18 protein-coding genes and 1 pseudogene are annotated in these 18,479 nt (G+C 28.7%); 17 read left to right on the top strand and 2 right to left on the bottom strand.

The annotated features are described in order from the left end of the window. The first annotated feature begins 284 nt into the window (after positions 1–284). The 16 genes from ACKI44_RS02620 (at position 285) to galU (ACKI44_RS02545) (ending at position 14,845) form a co-directional block, all read left to right on the top strand. Positions 285–1,073, top strand: coding sequence for a GNAT family N-acetyltransferase (locus ACKI44_RS02620; RefSeq protein WP_407421284.1), 789 nt, complete (start codon positions 285–287; stop codon positions 1,071–1,073). Positions 1,074–1,102: 29 nt separating this feature from the next. Next, a complete protein-coding gene (locus ACKI44_RS02615; protein ID WP_407421282.1) occupies positions 1,103–2,170 on the top strand; it encodes a pyridoxal-phosphate-dependent aminotransferase family protein in 1,068 nt (355 codons plus the stop codon). A gap of 1 nt (position 2,171) precedes the next feature. Then, a complete protein-coding gene (locus ACKI44_RS02610) occupies positions 2,172–3,500 on the top strand; it encodes a Gfo/Idh/MocA family oxidoreductase (RefSeq protein WP_407421280.1) in 1,329 nt (442 codons plus the stop codon). Between the two features lie 696 nt (positions 3,501–4,196). Further along, on the top strand, positions 4,197–4,559 hold the full coding sequence (locus ACKI44_RS02605) for a hypothetical protein (protein ID WP_407421278.1): 363 nt from the start codon (positions 4,197–4,199) through the stop codon (positions 4,557–4,559). Continuing rightward, positions 4,511–4,969 (top strand): hypothetical protein, encoded by a 459-nt coding sequence (locus ACKI44_RS02600; RefSeq protein WP_407421276.1) that lies wholly within the window; start codon positions 4,511–4,513, stop codon positions 4,967–4,969. The genes ACKI44_RS02605 and ACKI44_RS02600 overlap by 49 nt, the downstream gene beginning before the upstream one ends. After that, complete coding sequence (locus ACKI44_RS02595; protein WP_407421274.1) at positions 4,900–5,136, top strand: transposase; 237 nt, start codon at positions 4,900–4,902, stop codon at positions 5,134–5,136. The genes ACKI44_RS02600 and ACKI44_RS02595 overlap by 70 nt, the downstream gene beginning before the upstream one ends. Next, on the top strand, positions 5,090–5,566 hold the full coding sequence (locus tag ACKI44_RS02590; protein WP_407421272.1) for a transposase: 477 nt from the start codon (positions 5,090–5,092) through the stop codon (positions 5,564–5,566). The genes ACKI44_RS02595 and ACKI44_RS02590 overlap by 47 nt, the downstream gene beginning before the upstream one ends. Positions 5,567–5,973: 407 nt before the next feature. Further along, a complete protein-coding gene (locus ACKI44_RS02585) occupies positions 5,974–6,141 on the top strand; it encodes a hypothetical protein (protein ID WP_407421270.1) in 168 nt (55 codons plus the stop codon). A gap of 248 nt (positions 6,142–6,389) precedes the next feature. After that, positions 6,390–7,640, top strand: coding sequence for an adenosylhomocysteinase (locus ACKI44_RS02580; protein WP_407421268.1), 1,251 nt, complete (start codon positions 6,390–6,392; stop codon positions 7,638–7,640). A gap of 15 nt (positions 7,641–7,655) precedes the next feature. Beyond that, positions 7,656–8,831: a methionine adenosyltransferase gene (metK, locus tag ACKI44_RS02575; RefSeq protein ID WP_407421266.1), complete on the top strand. Its 1,176-nt coding sequence runs from the start codon at positions 7,656–7,658 to the stop codon at positions 8,829–8,831. 153 nt (positions 8,832–8,984) lie between these two features. Beyond that, positions 8,985–9,272 carry a coenzyme F420-0:L-glutamate ligase gene (locus ACKI44_RS02570; RefSeq protein WP_407421264.1) on the top strand — a complete coding sequence of 96 codons (288 nt, stop codon included), beginning with the start codon at positions 8,985–8,987 and terminating at the stop codon, positions 9,270–9,272. 17 nt (positions 9,273–9,289) lie between these two features. Beyond that, complete coding sequence (locus ACKI44_RS02565) at positions 9,290–10,168, top strand: coenzyme F420-0:L-glutamate ligase (RefSeq protein WP_407421262.1); 879 nt, start codon at positions 9,290–9,292, stop codon at positions 10,166–10,168. Between the two features lie 115 nt (positions 10,169–10,283). Then, positions 10,284–11,582, top strand: coding sequence for a UDP-glucose dehydrogenase family protein (locus tag ACKI44_RS02560; protein ID WP_407421260.1), 1,299 nt, complete (start codon positions 10,284–10,286; stop codon positions 11,580–11,582). Between the two features lie 119 nt (positions 11,583–11,701). Further along, positions 11,702–12,553, top strand: coding sequence for a UTP--glucose-1-phosphate uridylyltransferase GalU (gene galU, locus ACKI44_RS02555; RefSeq protein WP_407421258.1), 852 nt, complete (start codon positions 11,702–11,704; stop codon positions 12,551–12,553). 703 nt (positions 12,554–13,256) lie between these two features. After that, positions 13,257–13,706, top strand: a complete 450-nt coding sequence (locus ACKI44_RS02550; RefSeq protein ID WP_407421256.1) for a hypothetical protein — start codon at positions 13,257–13,259, stop codon at positions 13,704–13,706. A gap of 287 nt (positions 13,707–13,993) precedes the next feature. Beyond that, a complete protein-coding gene (gene galU / locus ACKI44_RS02545; RefSeq protein ID WP_407421254.1) occupies positions 13,994–14,845 on the top strand; it encodes a UTP--glucose-1-phosphate uridylyltransferase GalU in 852 nt (283 codons plus the stop codon). Positions 14,846–15,256: 411 nt separating this feature from the next. Here galU (ACKI44_RS02545) and ACKI44_RS02540 read toward each other — a convergent pair whose 3' ends face one another. Together ACKI44_RS02540 and ACKI44_RS02535 are read right to left on the bottom strand one after the other, a co-directional pair. Then, positions 15,257–17,368 (bottom strand): P-loop NTPase fold protein, encoded by a 2,112-nt coding sequence (locus tag ACKI44_RS02540; RefSeq protein WP_407421252.1) that lies wholly within the window; start codon positions 17,366–17,368, stop codon positions 15,257–15,259. A 13-nt stretch (positions 17,369–17,381) separates the two neighbouring features. Then, a complete protein-coding gene (locus tag ACKI44_RS02535) occupies positions 17,382–18,119 on the bottom strand; it encodes a hypothetical protein (protein WP_407421250.1) in 738 nt (245 codons plus the stop codon). 155 nt (positions 18,120–18,274) lie between these two features. Here ACKI44_RS02535 and ACKI44_RS02530 point away from each other — a divergent pair. Beyond that, positions 18,275–18,451, top strand: a pseudogene (locus tag ACKI44_RS02530) (UTP--glucose-1-phosphate uridylyltransferase); the annotation flags it as partial. Positions 18,452–18,479: the final 28 nt, after the last annotated feature.

Below are 18,479 nucleotides of genomic sequence, written 5' to 3'. Positions count from 1 at the left end.
AAAAATGTCAAAAATAAGAATTCGTTAAAAATAAAAAATAACGATTAATAATTGAAAAAACATAAAATAAAGAAAAAATATGTAGTTAAAATTTAAAAACAATAAAAATTAAGAAAAAATAGATTTATTGACAATGCCCTTTAAAACTAATATATTGTGTAAATTAACTTTAAATTATAATAAAAAACTTGATTAAAAATTAACAAAGTTTTTGAAAGTATTATTAATACTCTATTTTTATATAATATAAATCATATAAATAAACTCATATTTCGGTGAATATGATGATTATTAAAGCTGATGGAAAAGATATGGATACTATTTTAGAATATATTGGTAATGATTATGGTAAATGTTTGTATATATACATCGATTTGAAAAAATATGGGTTTACTAATGAAAATTTTAATGTTTGGATACAATATAATAAAAATGGTGAAATTTGTTGTATTATAAGTGAGTATTATAAAGGTATTCAACTTTTCAGTAAGAACTATAATTTAGTTGCTAATGAAATTTCTGAATTTATATTACAAAGAAATTCCGATGTAATTTTTGGTATGAATGAAGTGATTAACCGCATCAAAGAATATTTGCCTGAATTTACTGAAGAATTAGGATTTGTGGGTCACTTAACAAAAAGCATTGATTTATTAAGTAATGAACCTTATTCTGCTTCTTTAGATGAAATTCATGAAATTGTAGAATTAGTAGTTTCAGATGAGAATATTGGAAAGCCTTATGGTTTTGATTCATTATATGAACAGTATTATAGTAGAAAAGTTGAAAATTTTGGTCGTAATTTTGTATTACGCGATAATTCCACAAATGAAATTATTACTCATGCTGGAACTTATGCTGAACTTCCAGAATTAGCTATTCTTGGTGGTGTAATAACCTCCATTCCTTATCGTGGACATGGTTTTTCTAAAATAACTTTATCCTCATTATGCAATGAACTAAAATCAGAAGGAAAAGAAATATTTTCTTATTATTATATTCCTTCTGCAAAAAATATGCACCATAGTATAGGCTTCGAAGAAATTGGAATTTGGGCAAAATTAATTAAATAATATATTTATGATTTGTTGGGGTGTTTTTGATGTTAAATTTTAGCGTTGGACCTGTAATGAGTAGTGGGGAAGTTCTAAAAGTTGGTGGTGAACAAACTCCTTATTTTAGAAATGAAGAATTTTCGCAGATAATGTTGGAAAATGAAGAATTAATGAAAGAATTTGTTTATGCGGATGAAAATTCAAGGGCAATATTTATCACGGGTTCGGGAACTGCAGCCATGGAGGCTACGGTTATGAATGTTTTTAATAATTCTGATAAAGTTTTAATTGTTAATGGCGGTGGTTTTGGTCAAAGATTCGTTGAATTATGTCAAATTCATGATGTGTCTTATGATGAAATTAAACTTGATTTTGGATGCAATATTACTAAAGAAATATTAGATTCTTATTCTAATAAAGGGTTCACGGGATTTTTAGTTAATATTTGTGAGACGAGTTCTGGTGTATATTATGATATAGATTTAATATCTAAATTTTGCAGGGATAATAATCTTTTTCTTGTTGTTGATGCCATCAGTTCCTTTTTATGCAATCCTCTAAATATGTCTGCCCATAATGTTGATGTAGTTATTACTGGATCTCAAAAAGCATTAGCTTGTCCGCCAGGAATATCTATAATTGTTTTAAGCCAGGATGCATTAAAAAGAATTGATGATAATCATGTAAAATCTATGTATTTTAATTTAAAAGAATTGTTAAAGGATGGTGAAAGGGGACAAACACCATTTACTCCTGCTGTTGGAATATTACTACAAATCAATGCAAGATTAAAAGAAATAAAATTTCATGGGGGTGTTGAAGCCGAAATTAACCGAGTAAGTAATTTAGCAAAAGATTTTAGGGAAAAAATAAAAAATTTGCCAATGGAAATTAATACAGAATCTCTTTCAAACTCGGTCACAGCAGTATTTTGTAATAATGCTTCAACTATTGTTGATAAATTAAAATTTGATTATGGAATATGGGTAAATCCAAATGGAGGATATTTGTCTAATAAAATGTTTAGGGTGGGCCATATTGGTAATTTATCAATTCAGGACAATGATAAATTAATTAAAGCATTATATGATTTGCATAATGAAGGTGTGTTTTAAAATGAAAAAAGTTATTACATATGGAACATATGATTTGTTTCACTATGGTCATCAAAGACTTTTAGAACGAGCAAAAGAATTGGGTGATTATCTTATTGTTGGCGTTACTGCAGATGATTTTGACAAGCAACGTGGTAAAATCAATGTAAAACAATCATTAATGGAAAGAATTGAATCTGTTAGAACAACTGGTCTTGCCGATGAAATTATTATTGAGGAATATGAAGGTCAAAAAATTGATGATATTAAAAGAATGGATGTAGATATTTTTACAGTGGGTTCTGACTGGGTTGGACACTTTGATTATTTAAGGGAATACTGTGATGTAATCTATTTAGAAAGAACTGAGGGGATTTCTAGTTCAGATTTAAGATCTAAAAAGAGAAATGTGAAATTAGGTTTGGTTGGTTATGGTAGTGTTTTAAAAAAATTTTTTGATGAATCTAAACATGTTAATGGTATTGAAATCAGTTCAATATATGTTGAAAAGGATGATGAGAAAAAATTTTATAAAAATAATAATTTGATTTTATCGGATAGTTATGAAACACTATTGAATAATTGTGATGCAGTTTTTATTGTTTCTCACATTAAAAAACATTATTCTCAAATAAAACGGGCTTTAAATCAAGGAAAACATGTTTTGTGCGAATCTCCACTAACATTAAATGAACAAGAATTTATTGAATTAAAAAATTTGGCTAATAAAAATAATTTAATTTTAATGGAATCTATAAAAACAGCTTATTCTACTGCATATAATAGATTATTGCTTCTAATTAAAGGTAGAAATATTGGTGATATTTATTCTATAGATGTTACTTGCACTAGTTTAAGAGAACATGATGAATATTCTAGAAATAGTATTGGTTCATGGGGTCCAATAGCTCTCTTACCTATCTTTCAGATTTTTGGGGTTGATTATAATAATAAAACTATTAACTCATTAGTATCTGATGATGATTTTCATTATGATTTATTCACCAAAATAGATTTCCAATATAAAAACTCTGTTGCTTCAATTAAAGTAGGTAATGGTGTTAAATCGGAGGGTGAATTGATTATTTCAGGAACAAAAGGTTATGCATATGTTCCATCACCTTGGTGGAAAACAGATTATTTTGAATTAAGATTTGAGAAATTAGAAGATACTAAAAAATATTTTTATCAACTTGATGGTGAAGGAATAAGATATGAATTAGTGGCTTTTGCAAAAGCTATTGAATTAGGCAAAGACAATACTCTTATTGAGTATAATATCTCAAGAGCAATTTGTAAAATAATGGAGGATTTTGAAAATGATAATTTTAATAGGATTATAAGGTATTAAATTCCTTATTAAAATTTAGATTATTTTTGAGGGCATTGTCATTAAATCCATTTTTAATTAATTTTTCTTATTTTTGAAATTTATATACTAATTTTTTCTTCATTTTATTTTTTATCAATATTTTGGCCTTATTTTTAATTTTGATGAATTCATATTTTTGACATTTTTTAGTGTTTTTTGCAGGATTACTCCCTGTTCCAATCAGATCAATTTTAACAAATTTTTTAACTAAAAATTCTTCAAATTTTATTTAATAAATTCATATTCTTTTAATAACTTTAATTTAGTTTAATATTACTTAAAATTAAATATAATAAATTATAAATACTTTAAATTACATAATATTATATAATAATTATTTATATAATTATTAAGGAAAAATTTTACTATTTAATTGAAATTTTAATAGATTTCAATGAGTTTTAAGTGAAATTTTAGAAATATTGAAACCTTGTAGAAATTGAACATATTTGATAATATTTGATTTGCAATGTCCGTTATACAATTAGAAGAGTATAATGATGGAAGTATATTAAAAAAGCTAAAATGTGAGGAGGATTGTCCAAAATGCTGTTAACGATTGTTGATTTTGCATTGTCTGATGTGATTCAAAATTTAATGCATCAATTAGATTTAGAATTTGAATCTAAACGTGGATGACAGGCATATCCTCGAACACTACTTTTAATAGTAGTTTTGTACTGTTTTAGCATTGATATTTCCAATTATGCGAAAATGGAAGATGAATGTAAGAAAAATCGTTTTCTTTTAATTGCAACATGTGGATTAAAGCCATCACGCAATTCTTTCGCTAATTTTTTAAATAAAAGTGATGCAAAAGTAATTAAAAAAGTTTTCGTGGCCACATTCGTCTTGTTAAATGATTTACACTTCTTAGATTTTGTTAAATTATTTGTTGATGGAACTGATATGCTTGTGCGAGCTTCCAGATACTACAAAATAACAAAAAAAGAAGTTAATACACTATTCAAGTCAATAAATGGGGATTATTGCATGAAAACACACCACAATCAGTTAATCGCACAATCAATGGATTAAAAGAAAAATTAGAAATTCATAAAGATGATGAAGAACTGTGTAAAACAATTAATTTGGTCTTAAAAAGAATAAAAATTTATAATACTCGTATTTACGAAAAAAAGGATATTTATCTTAATATTATGAATGAAAGGGATGTCGATAATGTTTCAATTACATTTCCAACCACTTGTTGGATGAAAACAAAAAGAGGCATTTACGATTATGCTTTTAATCTGCAAGAAATCATGACAGAAAATCACATAATATTAACTGGAATGCTCTTTTCAGAATCAAATGGCCGGAAAACAATAAAATATGTTTTAAAAGACATTAAAAAACCATTAAACTATTTATTGAAATGCAAAAAGAATTTGGAGAAAGAAGGAACTATAAAGAAATACGACGAAGACTTCGAGGATATATTTTAATCGCTGATTCAGGTTATTTCAGTACAGAAAACCTCCATTACTTATTTAAAAATAAAATAAATGCATTAGTAATGCCTAAAAAGTTATCTGAAGATCATAACAATAAATTAAGGCGTAAAAATGGTCTTGAAGAAAAAAGAAAAAAATCTTCAAAAAAAAGATTTTGAAAGAGTTAAAAACGGATATATCTGTCCAAACGGCCGTTTTATGAAAAAAATAGAAGTTAAAACAATAAAACATAGGAAACCACATAAAGATGATAGTCTTCCGGACAATTGTAAGACAAAAAGGTATTTCTTTGAAACACATTCCTGTGAAGGATGCTCAAATATTGAAAACTGCAAAAATAAAACCTTAGTAATCCAATCTATAGACCTTAATTTTGAAATGACTGAAAAATTCTTGGATAAAAGACATAATCTCCATTATAAATCTCGTTTCTCAAGAAGTGAAGGTATTAATGGTTTTTTGAAAGGTGATAATGGAGTTTTGAAATTAATCGGAACTACAGATAATGCAGTAAACAACGAGATCCAACTAAGAAACACCATTTACAACCTTACAAGACTAATTAATCTCAAAGACACAGCATATTGAGTACTGAAATGCAAAAAGGAACCCAATAATCTATCATCAAGACAGACTGTACGCCGTATCATAACAACCATTTTTGAATCGAAACACATAAATCCAAAGAATGGAAGTTCAAATTTAATTTTTGAACTTCAAATCTAATAAAAATTACGATTAAAATCAACAAAAAAAACAAACAAAAATAAAGCACCACAACACTCAAAAATAGAAAATAAAAGAGAATTACTCTAAAAATTAACAAAAAAACTAAATTATTAAAAAACTAAATTATTGACAAAACCCTTGAAAAAATTTTTTAATGTTAATATATTTTACAACACTATTAAAACTTTATGTTTTGAAATTTTTTTAAAATGTAAAAACTCGTTGAAAAGCTATTAACACATCAGGCACCCTACAATTTTGCAATTATGGGACGATATGTCCCAACATCAGATATATTTGATAAAATTGAAGAAACTGGGCTGGGTGTTGGTGGAAAAATCCAATTAACTAATGCATTGTCAAAACTGAATACGGTTATGGAAATACTTTTGAAGGTAAAACCTATGATGCAGGTAATGGTTTTGAATGGTTAAAAACATCAATAGAATTTTCAATAGATGACTAAGAATCAAATGATGATTTGATGGATCACATGAAAGAATTGATTAAAAAATATTAATTACTATTTTTAATATTACTAGTAAATTTCTTTTAAAAAATTAATTCCCCCTTAATATCATGTTTAGTTACTAAAAATATATTAGAGTTAATTATTAATATTATTAATTAAAAGAATTTTATCTAATTTAGATAAATATTTAAATTTTTATCGTGTGATATTATGAGTAAAGTAAATGATATGTCGTTAGCTCCAGAAGGAGTTAGAAAAATTGAATGGGTTCAAAAACACATGCCTGTTTTGGAAACCATTAAGGAAGAATATTTGGAAACTCAACCTTTCAAAGGAATTACTATCGGATCATGTTTACATTTAGAACCTAAAACCATTAATTTAGGTTTAACATTAATGGCTGGTGGAGCTGAAGTTGCAATGACTGGATGTAACCCATTATCCACTCACGATGATGCAGTAGCTGGAGCAGCTGATTTAGGTTTAAACGTTTATGGCTGGAGAGAACAGGACGACGAAGAATACTACCAAACCATTAACATGGTACTCGACCACAAACCGGACATAATCATCGATGACGGAGCAGATATGATTATGGTACTTCACAACGAAAGAACCGAATTATTGAGCCACATCAAAGGAGCATGTGAAGAAACCACAACTGGTGTACACAGATTACAGGCAATGCACGCAGACGGAGCATTAAAATTCCCTGTCATTGCTGTTAATGATGCTTATACAAAATACTTATTTGATAACCGTTACGGAACCGGACAATCCAGTTTCGACGCAATAATGGGAACCACCAACATGGTAATCGCAGGAAAAACCGTAGCAGTATGCGGATACGGATGGTGTGGGAGAGGACTAGCACTTAGAGCAGCAGGTCTCGGTGCAGATGTTATCGTAACAGAAGTCGATCCAATCAGAGCTCTTGAAGCAAGAATGGACGGATACAGAGTAATGACCATCAGAGAAGCAGTAAAACAAACTGACTTAATCATAACCGTAACCGGAAACGCAGACATTATCTGCGGAGATGACTTCAAATACATGAAAGACGGATGTATGCTTGCAAACTCCGGACACTTCAACGTAGAAATCAACAGACCAGACCTCGAAGCAATCTCAACCGAAGTAAAAGAAGTAAGAGAAAGTATCGAAGAATTCACAACCAAAGACGGAAGAAAAATCTACTTATTAGCTGACGGAAGATTAGTAAACTTATCTGCTGCAAGAGGCCAAGGACACCCTGCTGAAATCATGGACATGAGTTTTGCAGTACAGGCATTATCTGCCAAACACATTCTTGAAAACGATTTGCCTGTCGGAGTAACCAAAGCACCTGACGAAATCGACTACAACGTAGCAAGCTTAAAACTCGACGCAATGGGTATTGAAATCGACTCATTAACCGAAAAACAAAAAGCTTACATGGCAAACTGGCAAGAAGGAACATAAAAAATGGTGAACTAAATGAGCGAAATATATAGAACATTCACATCAGAATCCGTAACCCAAGGACATCCCGATAAAGTTGCAGATATAATATCTGATGCAATATTGGATGCATACATGGAACAGGATAAAAATTCACATGTTGCATGTGAAACTTGCGTAACAACAGACTTCTGTATGGTATTCGGTGAAATAACCTCAACAGCAAATATCTCTGATGAAGAAATTGAAAAGATAATAAGGGACACAATCATCGAAATTGGCTATGATAATCCTGATTTAAAATTTGACGGACATAAATGCGAAGTTGTAAACAGACTACATGCACAATCTCCAGACATTAATCAGGGAGTAGACAGGGAAGAAGGCGAAACTGGTGCAGGAGATCAAGGAATGATGTTTGGATTTGCAACCAATGAAACAGATTCATTAATGCCATATCCAATTGACTTAGCACGTAAATTAACAAACAAATTAACTGAACTTAGAGAAAGTGGAGAAATTCCATACTTAAGACCTGACGGTAAAGCACAAGTATCCGTAAACTATGATAAAGACGGAAACGTCATCTCTTTAGATGCTGTTGTTTTATCAACACAACATGATGAGACAATGTCTGACAATCAAGAACAATTAAAAGCTGACATTCGTGAAAAACTCTTTAAAGCAGTTATTCCACAAGAATTAATGACTGAAAACACTAAAGAACATATTAATCCAACAGGTAAATTCGAAATCGGCGGACCTCATGGTGATGCAGGATTAACTGGTCGTAAAATCATCGTAGACACATATGGGGGTTATGCAAGACATGGTGGGGGAGCATTTTCCGGTAAAGACTGTACCAAAGTGGACAGAAGTGCATGCTACATGGCAAGATACATCGCAAAAAACATCGTAGCGAGCGGACTCGCTGAAAAATGTGAAATTCAATTGTCTTATGCAATTGGAGTGGCCGAACCAACATCTGTAATGGTTGATACCTTTGGAACTGGAGCAGATACTGGTGACATTTCAATGGATGAAATCGTACGTGAAAACTTCAAATTAACTCCTGATGGAATCATCGAAACTCTTAACTTAAGATATGCTGGTTATAAAGAAACTGCAAAATATGGTCACTTCGGTATTGACTGTCTTCCTTGGGAGAAAACCGACAAAGTCGATGATTTAAAAAAATATATCAAAGAATAAGCAATTGAAACTTAATTTAAGTTTCAACCTTTTTTTATTTTCACCAACAATAAATACCTAGACAAATCTTAAATAATTAAAAGTATATAAAATTAATAGGTTGTTGGAAAATATATTCCGATAAACTATTCATGATAACAAGGAAGTATTAATATGAGATGTGTTGGTACTGTAGTACGTGGTATAAGGACACCTATTATTAAAGAAAATGATGATTTGGCCACTATTGTTGTAGATTCAGTTATGGCTGCAAAAGAAAGCGAAGAATTTGAATTCAGGGACAAAGATATTGTTGCAATTACCGAAGCGGTTGTAGGAATTTCAGAAGGAAATTACGTAACCGTTGACGATGTTGCAAATGATATTCAAAACAAATTTCCATCCAAAAACATAGGAGTTGTAAATCCTATTTTAAGTAGAAACAGATTTTCAATCATCTAAAAGGAATTGCAAGAGGAATGGACAAAATTACATTATTAACATCTTTCCCTGCAGACGAAGTAGGAAACGGTATTTTAGATGAAGAAGTATTAGACAAAAGTGAATTCCATTTAGGAAGCGTAATATCCGAAGACGAATACAAAGAAACATTCGGAACATGGATTCACCCATTCACAGGCATTAACATGATTGATTTCTACAGAGAACTAATCGAAAGCGAAGACTGTGAAGTCGAATTCGTATTATCCAACGACATAAAAACAATTCTCGAATACAACAAAGATATTTTAACCTGTGACATCCACACAAGAGAAAAAACCGTAAAATTACTCAAAGACCTTGGAGCAAACGTATACGGATTACATCAAGTCCTAACCGAACCAATTGGAGATTCAGGATTCAATCCAGACTACGGATTACTCGGATCCAACAAAGCAACAGAAGAAAAATTAAAACTCTTCCCAAAAACAGGAGACGAACTAGTCAGAGAAGTTCAAAAAAGATTAATTGACCTAACTGGCAAACAGGTTGAAGTAATGGTTTACGGTGACGGTGCATTCAAAGATCCTGTTGGAAAAATCTGGGAACTGGCTGACCCTGTTGTATCACCAGCACATACTGGCGGGTTAATAGGAACTCCAAACGAAATCAAATTAAAATATGTTTCTGATAACAAATTCGCCGATTTAAAAGGTGATGAATTAAAAGAAGCTATCAAAGAAGAAATCAGAACCAAAGATAAAGACTTAACTGGACAAATGATTACCGAAGGAACAACCCCAAGAGTATTGACCGATTTAATCGGTTCTCTATGCGATTTAACAAGCGGTTCCGGAGATAAAGGAACTCCAGTTATATTCATCCAAGGATATTTCGATAATTTAGCAAATGACTAAATTATCTCTTTTTCACTTTTTAAAATACTTTTTATATCTTAAAAAAGTGAAACTACCAATACACATGAATTAACTTTCAATTAATTATTTATAATTTAAACACAAAAATATTTATATGAATTTGACTGTTATTGGAACCGGTTATGTCGGACTTGTAACCGGAACTTGTTTTGCGGAAATGGGAAATAAAGTATATTGTGTTGATATAGATGAAAATAAAATTAACAATTTAAAAAAAGGAATTATTCCAATTTATGAACCTCACTTGGCTACGATGGTTATTGATAATCAGGCTAAAAATAATCTATTTTTCACAACGGATTTAAGAGAAGCTTTAGATGATTCAAATATTATTTTTATTGCTGTTGGAACTCCTGAAGCCGAAGGGGGTAGTGTAAATTTGAATTATGTTTTCACAGTTGCAGAACAAATCGCCCATAATATTACAAAAAAATCATTGATTGTTACTAAATCAACAGTTCCTGTGGGAACTGGTTTTAAAATTAAAGAAATCATAAATCAAAATACTGATGTTAATATACAAATCGCATCAAATCCTGAATTTTTAAAGGAAGGTGTAGCAATTGAAGATTGTCTACATCCGGACAGAGTAATTATCGGAACTGAAGATGAAAAATCAGCAGAATTATTAAAGGAACTATATGAACCATTTGTTTCTAATCATGACCGATTCATATTTATGGATGTTAAAAGTGCTGAAATGACAAAATATGTTGCTAATGCAATGCTTGCAACTAAAATTTCATTCATGAATGAAATTGCAAACATCTGTGAAAAGACTGGAGCAAATGTTCAAAGTGTTCGATTAGGAATTGGATCAGATAAAAGAATAGGTTATAAATTCATTTATGCTGGTTGCGGATATGGCGGGTCATGCTTTCCAAAAGACGTTAAAGGCTTAATAAATACCTCTATCGAAAATGGTTATATTCCAAGCATTTTATCAATGGTTGATGAAGTTAATGAAAATCAAAAAATGATTATTGTCAATAAAATTACAAAGAGATTCGGGGATGATTTAAGTAACCTAACTTTTGGTGTCTGGGGTCTTTCATTTAAACCACAAACTGATGATGTCAGATCTGCTCCATCAATTACAATTATTTCTGAGTTAATTAAACGTGGGGCTAAAGTAAAGGCATATGATCCAAAAGCAGTTGAAACTTTTAAAGCAGTTGTATCTTCTGATGATATTGAATATGTCAAATCTAAATATGATGTTTTGGATGATTCAAACGCTTTAATTTTAATAACGGAATGGAAAGAATTCAGAAGCCTTGATTTGGATGAACTGGCCAAAAGATTAAAACAAAAAATTATTTTTGATGGAAGAAACATCTATCCAAAAAGAATTGAAGATGAAGGCTTTGAACTTTACCAAATTGGTTGTTAATTTTGAGAAAAATTTTTTTATTGATTAGATTCATATGTTTTTATGGAGAACCATTTTATTCATCATACATTTTTTGGTTCTCCATTTATTATCAAAAAATCAAATTAACAGAGGATAATATGAAAGCAGTAATTCCAGCAGCAGGATTCGGCACAAGATTTCTTCCAGCTACCAAAGCACAGCCTAAGGAAATGTTGCCAGTTTATGATAAACCCACAATTCAATATGTTATTGAAGAGGCAGTCAATTCAGGAATTGATGATATTTTAATAGTCACAGGAAGAAATAAACGTTCCATAGAAGACCACTTTGACAAATCTTTTGAACTTGAACAGATGCTTCAAAGAGCAGGTAAAGACAAATACTTAAAGCAAGTTAGAAAAATCACTGATCTGGCAGACATATGTTATGTAAGACAAAAGGAACAAAAAGGCCTTGGAGATGCCATTAACTGTGCCAAAAAACATATCGGCGATGAACCTTTTGCAGTGCTTTTAGGCGACTCAATTACCAAGGGTCCCAAACCATGCACCAAACAGTTAATTGACGTTTATGAAAAATATGGTGCATCTGCAATTTCTCTTGAGGAAGTTCCAAAAGAAAAAGTGGAAAGATATGGAATCATTAAAGGTATAGAAGTTGAAAAAGACATTTATAAAATTGAAAAACTTGTTGAAAAGCCATTAACACACCAGGCACCATCCAACCTTGCAATTATGGGACGCTATGTCCTGACACCAGATATCTTTGATAAAATTGAAGAAACTGAACCTGGTGTTGGTGGAGAAATCCAATTAACCGATGCACTGTCAAAACTGGATGCAATTTATGGAAATACCTTTGAAGGTAAAACCTATGATATAGGTAATCGTTTCGAATGGTTAAAAACATCAATAGAATTTGCCATGGATGATGAAGAGTCAAAAGATGATTTAATCTGTTACATGAAAGAAATGATTGAAAAATATTGACTTAATCTACATTAGCCAATATTAATTTTTATTTTTATTTTGCATATTTGTTTATATTAATTATTCGTTGAACAATTCGTATGGATTATTGATAAAACATTAATTTAATTTTATCAACTTTTTATTATTTTGATGGTTGTGTGTCTGCTATTGTCTCCTTTGATTTTTTTTAATTTTCATTTTTGAAATCTATATTTCATATTTTTAATTGTGTACATTTGTCAAATATGCTCATTTTTATGTGTTGTTTTTCTTTTCTTTCTTTATTTCTTTTAATATTTTTTTAAAGCTTTGTTGTTGGTCTGTTTGTGTATTTTCATTTTGTTACTCCTTTTGTTTTTATTCCTCTGAAATTGTGTGATTCAAGCAATATTTTGAATCCTCCTTCGGCATATACTCCTAGACCGGAATATGCAGTTTGTCATTATTCTGCATAATATTCCTGATTTTCCCTAATTAATTTTGCCTGTTGGGTCTATTCAGGAGAACTGTATGGATTGTGGTGATGAAGAAATTACGAGAACTATGTCGAAAATCCCGGTAAAAAACTATTTAAATAAAAAACATGGTTTTTTAAATGAATTTCTACAGAAATTTAATTTGAAATGAAAATCAAGAACAAGATTTTGAAAATCAACTCTTAGTTATATATTTATAAGATTTTTATAAATATATATTAATTAAAAAACATTGGAGGAGCATAATGGATGAAAAATGGATTGTAATAATAGGTATTATAATACTATTAGTCGTTGGCTTTTTCGTTTTCACTAGTTTCATGAATCAGGGAAGTGAATTTAAAGTTGGTGATGCAAAATTTAAAGTCCCTGATGGATACCATGTTGGGGATTCTAAAAAGAAGATGGTCAATCTGACAGATGGGAAAAAGAATATTTACATTAGGGAATATGATGATAAAAATATAAAAAAACATGTTAATTCATATATTAACCAATCTGAAAAAAATAACAAAACTGTTAAAATTTCAAACTTTACTGTAGGAAAAACATTAGTTTATAAATCTAATTTAAATAAATCCAATTCTGTTCATTATTGGTTTGTAAAAAATAATAAGACATATACCATTTATTCGGGGGATAAAAATCCAAAATTTGATTCCATAACTGTTAAATTAATTGAATCAGTTCATTGATTATATGGTTAATAAATAAACCAATTTTTGAAAAAGAATTCAGAAGCAGCCTTGATTTGGATGAACTGGTAAAATGATTAAGTCAAAAAATTATTTTTGATGGCAGAAACATCTATCCAAAAAGAATTGAAGATGAATGATTTGAACTTTACCAAATTGGTTGTTAATTGTGAGAAAAATTTTTTTATTGAGTAGATTCATATATTTTTATGGAGAATCATTTTATATCATCATACATTTTTTGGTTCTCCATTTATTATGGATTCAAATAATCGACAGAGGATAATATGAAAGCAGTAATTCCCGCAGCAGGATTCGGTACAAGATTCCTTCCAGCCACCAAAGCACAGCCTAAGGAAATGTTACCTGTTTATGATAAGCCTACAATTCAATATGTTATTGAAGAGGCAGTCAATTCAGGAATTGATGATATTTTAATAGTCACCGGAAGAAATAAACGTTCCATAGAAGACCACTTTGACAAATCTTTTGAACTTGAACAGATGCTTCAAAGTGCTGGTAAAGACAAATACTTAAAGCAAGTTAGAAAAATCACTGATCTGGCAGACATCTGTTATGTAAGACAAAAGGAACAAAAAGGCCTTGGAGATGCAATTTACTGTGCTAAAAAACACATTGGTGATGAAGCCTTTGCAGTACTTCTTGGAGACTCAATTACCAAGGGCCCTACACCATGCACCAAACAGTTAATTGATGTTTATGAAAAATATGGTGCATCTGCAATTTCTCTTGAGGAAGTTCCAAAAGAAAAAGTGGAAAGATATGGAATCATTAAAGGAATGGAAGTTGAAAAAGACATTTATAAAATTGAAAAACTTGTTGAAAAGCCATTGTCACACCAGGCACCATCAAACTTTGCAATTATGGGACGCTATGTCCTGACACCAGATATCTTTGATAAAATTGATGAAACTGAACCTGGTGTTGGTGGAGAAATCCAATTAACCGATGCACTGTCAAAACTGGATGCAATTTATGGAAATACTTTTGAAGGTAAAACCTATGATATAGGTAATCGTTTCGAATGGTTAAAAACATCAATAGAATTTGCCATGGATGATGAAGAGTCAAAAGATGATTTAATCTGTTACATGAAAGAAATGATTAAAAAGTATTAATTCATCTACATTACTTAACATTAATTATTATTTTTATTTTAGGGGTTTGTTTATATTAATAATATGATTCATTAAATGTGGGTTGAAAGTTTTAATTTTATTTTAATTATTCATTATTTTAATTTAAAGCATACTTAATGTTGAGCAATAATTATTTTATTTAGTTTTAGTATTTTTTATTAGCAAATCTAATTTAACCCTATTTTCAATTGTTTTACTAACTCCACCATAACCTGGAAATAAATACTCTTCTGAATATCCTTCAAGGTATAATTCATTTAGAATTTCTGGTTTAATTTCTTCAGAAATAATGAATTTATAAAATTCTTTTCATGTCTGGATAAAAGATATGATGTTAAATAAAATATTTTTTTAAATGTAATTCTCATAATTTTCATGTATCGTTTAATATTATCTATTTATATATAATATTGCTTTATATTCGTCTAATTGATTAATAAAATTTGTACAAAATTCTTCAATATCGTGGGATATATTGTCATCAAGTAATATTCGGTTTATGGTTTTTTCATAAAAATCTAGTCCATGATAACTGTCTAACTTTTTAAAATCGAATCTTATTTTTCTAAATTTACCTTCGAATGTGTGTTTTGTTTGTTGAATTGTTTGAAATTTGCTTAAAAATGATAATATTTCTTTGTCTGTTTTAACATTATTTAAAATATATTCTTTTACATCTTTCTTATTGTCTAATAATTCCCAATAGGATAACATATCTTGTAAAAATCTTTGATTTAGGAAATCTTTATTTTCACTATTTTTCTTAATATTTTGAACAGTGAGTGCTATTAATTCTTTTACATGATCTTCTTTTATGAACATTTCATTTTCTGATTTGATATTTTTATTTATTCCTGCTAAACCATAATCAAAAGCTAATGAATAAATATATTCTGTTGTGGTGAGTACATTGTTGTCATAGAATTTAATGCATTGTTCTAAAATTTCATAGCATTTATCCGATGAATTAATTATTTTAAATAAATCATCAAAAATCCATTCAAAATATCTTCTTGAGGCGTGATAGACATTCATCACGTCACCAGATTTCATTAAAGCTTTAATAAAATATTCAATATTTTCTTTCGGAATTTCAGGAATTAATTTACTAAATTTCCTTAATAATGAATGATTGAAATCTAAATCCGTACTTTGTGTGAAAAATTCAAATATTTCATTGACTTCATTGCTCTGAATTAATTGGCTTAGTGAAGTCATATTTACTTCATTTTTTTCAAGAGATAATGTAAAATAATTTTCAAAATATTTTTCAGAGCATATTCTATGTTCATTTTGCCATTCTTTATATAGTTCGCAGGTTAATTCTGTTGATTTGGTGTTTAATGTGGGAAATAAAAAGACCAATAATTCTTTAAGATAATGCCATTTTGTTTCGTTAATAATTTCTTCAAATATTTCAAGGTTATTTCTTGGCATTGTAGGTTTAAAATTCTCATCAAATTCATCTTTTTTTATAATTAATTTTTCTTTATTATTTTTTATTTTTAAAAATAATTCATGTTCAAAAAGATGTATGGCTAATAATAAAAAGAAATCATTAATATTTAGGCCTTCAAGGAAATTATTAGAATAAAAATTTAATATATTTTTATATCTTTTTAAATCACGTATGTCTTTTATAAATAATTTTAAATAATCAAAAATATCTCTAAACTCAGTATAATAAATATCAACATGTTCATTTTTTTGTTTGTCATAAATATCTCCTATTTGTTTCAAAATTAATTCATCCATTTTATTTTCATTAATTTTGGGCACATAAATTGGGATTTGAATAATTTTATCAACAAATTTGTCTGATTCATATGAGTTAATTTTTTTCAGTGCTTTTGAAATAATTAATCTATCAAAAGAGAGGATATAAATAAATTTTTTAAAATCTGCTATTGACTTAACTAAAGTAAATACTTGAGCTATTTCTTCATCTGATAATCTATCAATATCATCAATTACAACAATGATTTTTTGTTTAATTTTGGAGAAATATTCTTCGCATTGATTTTTATGGAAATTCAATGAATCGTATGATTCTAATGATGTAGATTCTGAGGAATAATATAAATTATCAAAATTTATTTCTATTGATGAATCTTTCAGGTAGTTAAAATAATCATTTATGGAATTATCTATTTTTCTGAACATCAAATGTTTCGGTTTAATTTTCCTTTCAAAAAGCTTATTGTTGTTCATTTCTATTTTTTTCAGTTCATTCAGTAGTAATTTAAAAAATTGTGAATATAAATTTTCTTGATTTGAAAAAAACCATGGATTAAAATGAATTATTATAAAATTTTCTTTTTTAAGAATATTTGTTGTTAAGTTTATTAAAGATGATTTCCCTGAACCCCAACTGCCCATAATTCCAATAGTTAATGATTCATCATATTCATATTTTTTAATACTGTCCGCTAATATTCTAGCAAAAGTATTTCTATTTAATTCATCATCAGTTTCATCTTTTATTTCATTTTCGGGTTGCATTTAAATCACTTAATTAATCATATTCATCAATTTCTCTTTTTAAATCTTTTAATAAATGTTTGATGTCATTATTGAGCATTTTAAACTTTGTAGATGTTGTTCGTTTAGTTTTTTCTCCCTTAATAGTAGTTATATAATTGTAAAATTCTTTCTGATTAATGTTAATCTTAGTGTAATTTTTAGAATTTTCGCCATTCTTTTCAATATTTTCATCATCATTAATTAAATTAGGTTTTATGAATGAAAATTCACAGTCATTATTTTCAAATGCAATGTCCGTAATTTGGGCTTTAATGGCCATGATAATATATTTGGAATTTTTATTGGGTAGATTTTCATTCTTGTTAATATTTTCTGGTGTTAACATAAGTTTTAAAAAATTTTTGTAAAAATGTGGTGTTAATAATCTAAATGCTTTTTGATTTTCATTCCAATATTTTAAGATTTCTGTTAACAATATTAGTTCATCTTTTTTAGTTCCTAATTTATATTGATTAAAATGAAATTCTAATTCAATTAATAAATTTGTTGATTTTTCAGGTATTGAAGATAATTTCATTGATTTAAAACTTTTATTTATGCTATAAAGTGTACATAATATTGTTCCAATTCCAATAAATAATGCTGCAAAAATACTCCAATCATCGAATTTTAAACCTATTACTGAAGAAAACATTTGTTTATTATCAATTGGATTTAATGGATAGAATAGTAGAAATATTATGATTTCTAAAAATAGTCCAATTAACAAATATTTTTCCCCGCTTTTTAGATACATATATTATTATATTTTTTATTTAATTATTTAAGTATATGAACTCCTAAGTGAGTGTCAATTTGCCAGGTCTTTTCTTGATATTGTAGGTTTATTTTTTTTAAGGTCCTTTTTCAGCATTCTTAATCTAATTAACTGATGCACTGTCAAAACTGGATGCAATTTATGGAAATACTTTTGAAGGAAAAACCTATGATATAGGTAATCGTTTCGAATGGTTAAAAACATCAATAGAATTTGCAATGAATGATGAAGAGTCAAAAGATGATTTAATCTGTCACATGAAAGAAATGATTGAAAAGTATTGACTTAATCTAATTAGTTAACATTAATTTT

Origin of the sequence: Methanobrevibacter sp., assembly GCF_045646205.1 — an archaeon.
Taxonomy (GTDB): domain Archaea; phylum Methanobacteriota; class Methanobacteria; order Methanobacteriales; family Methanobacteriaceae; genus Methanocatella.
This window is presented reverse-complemented; position numbering and strand designations above follow the sequence as displayed.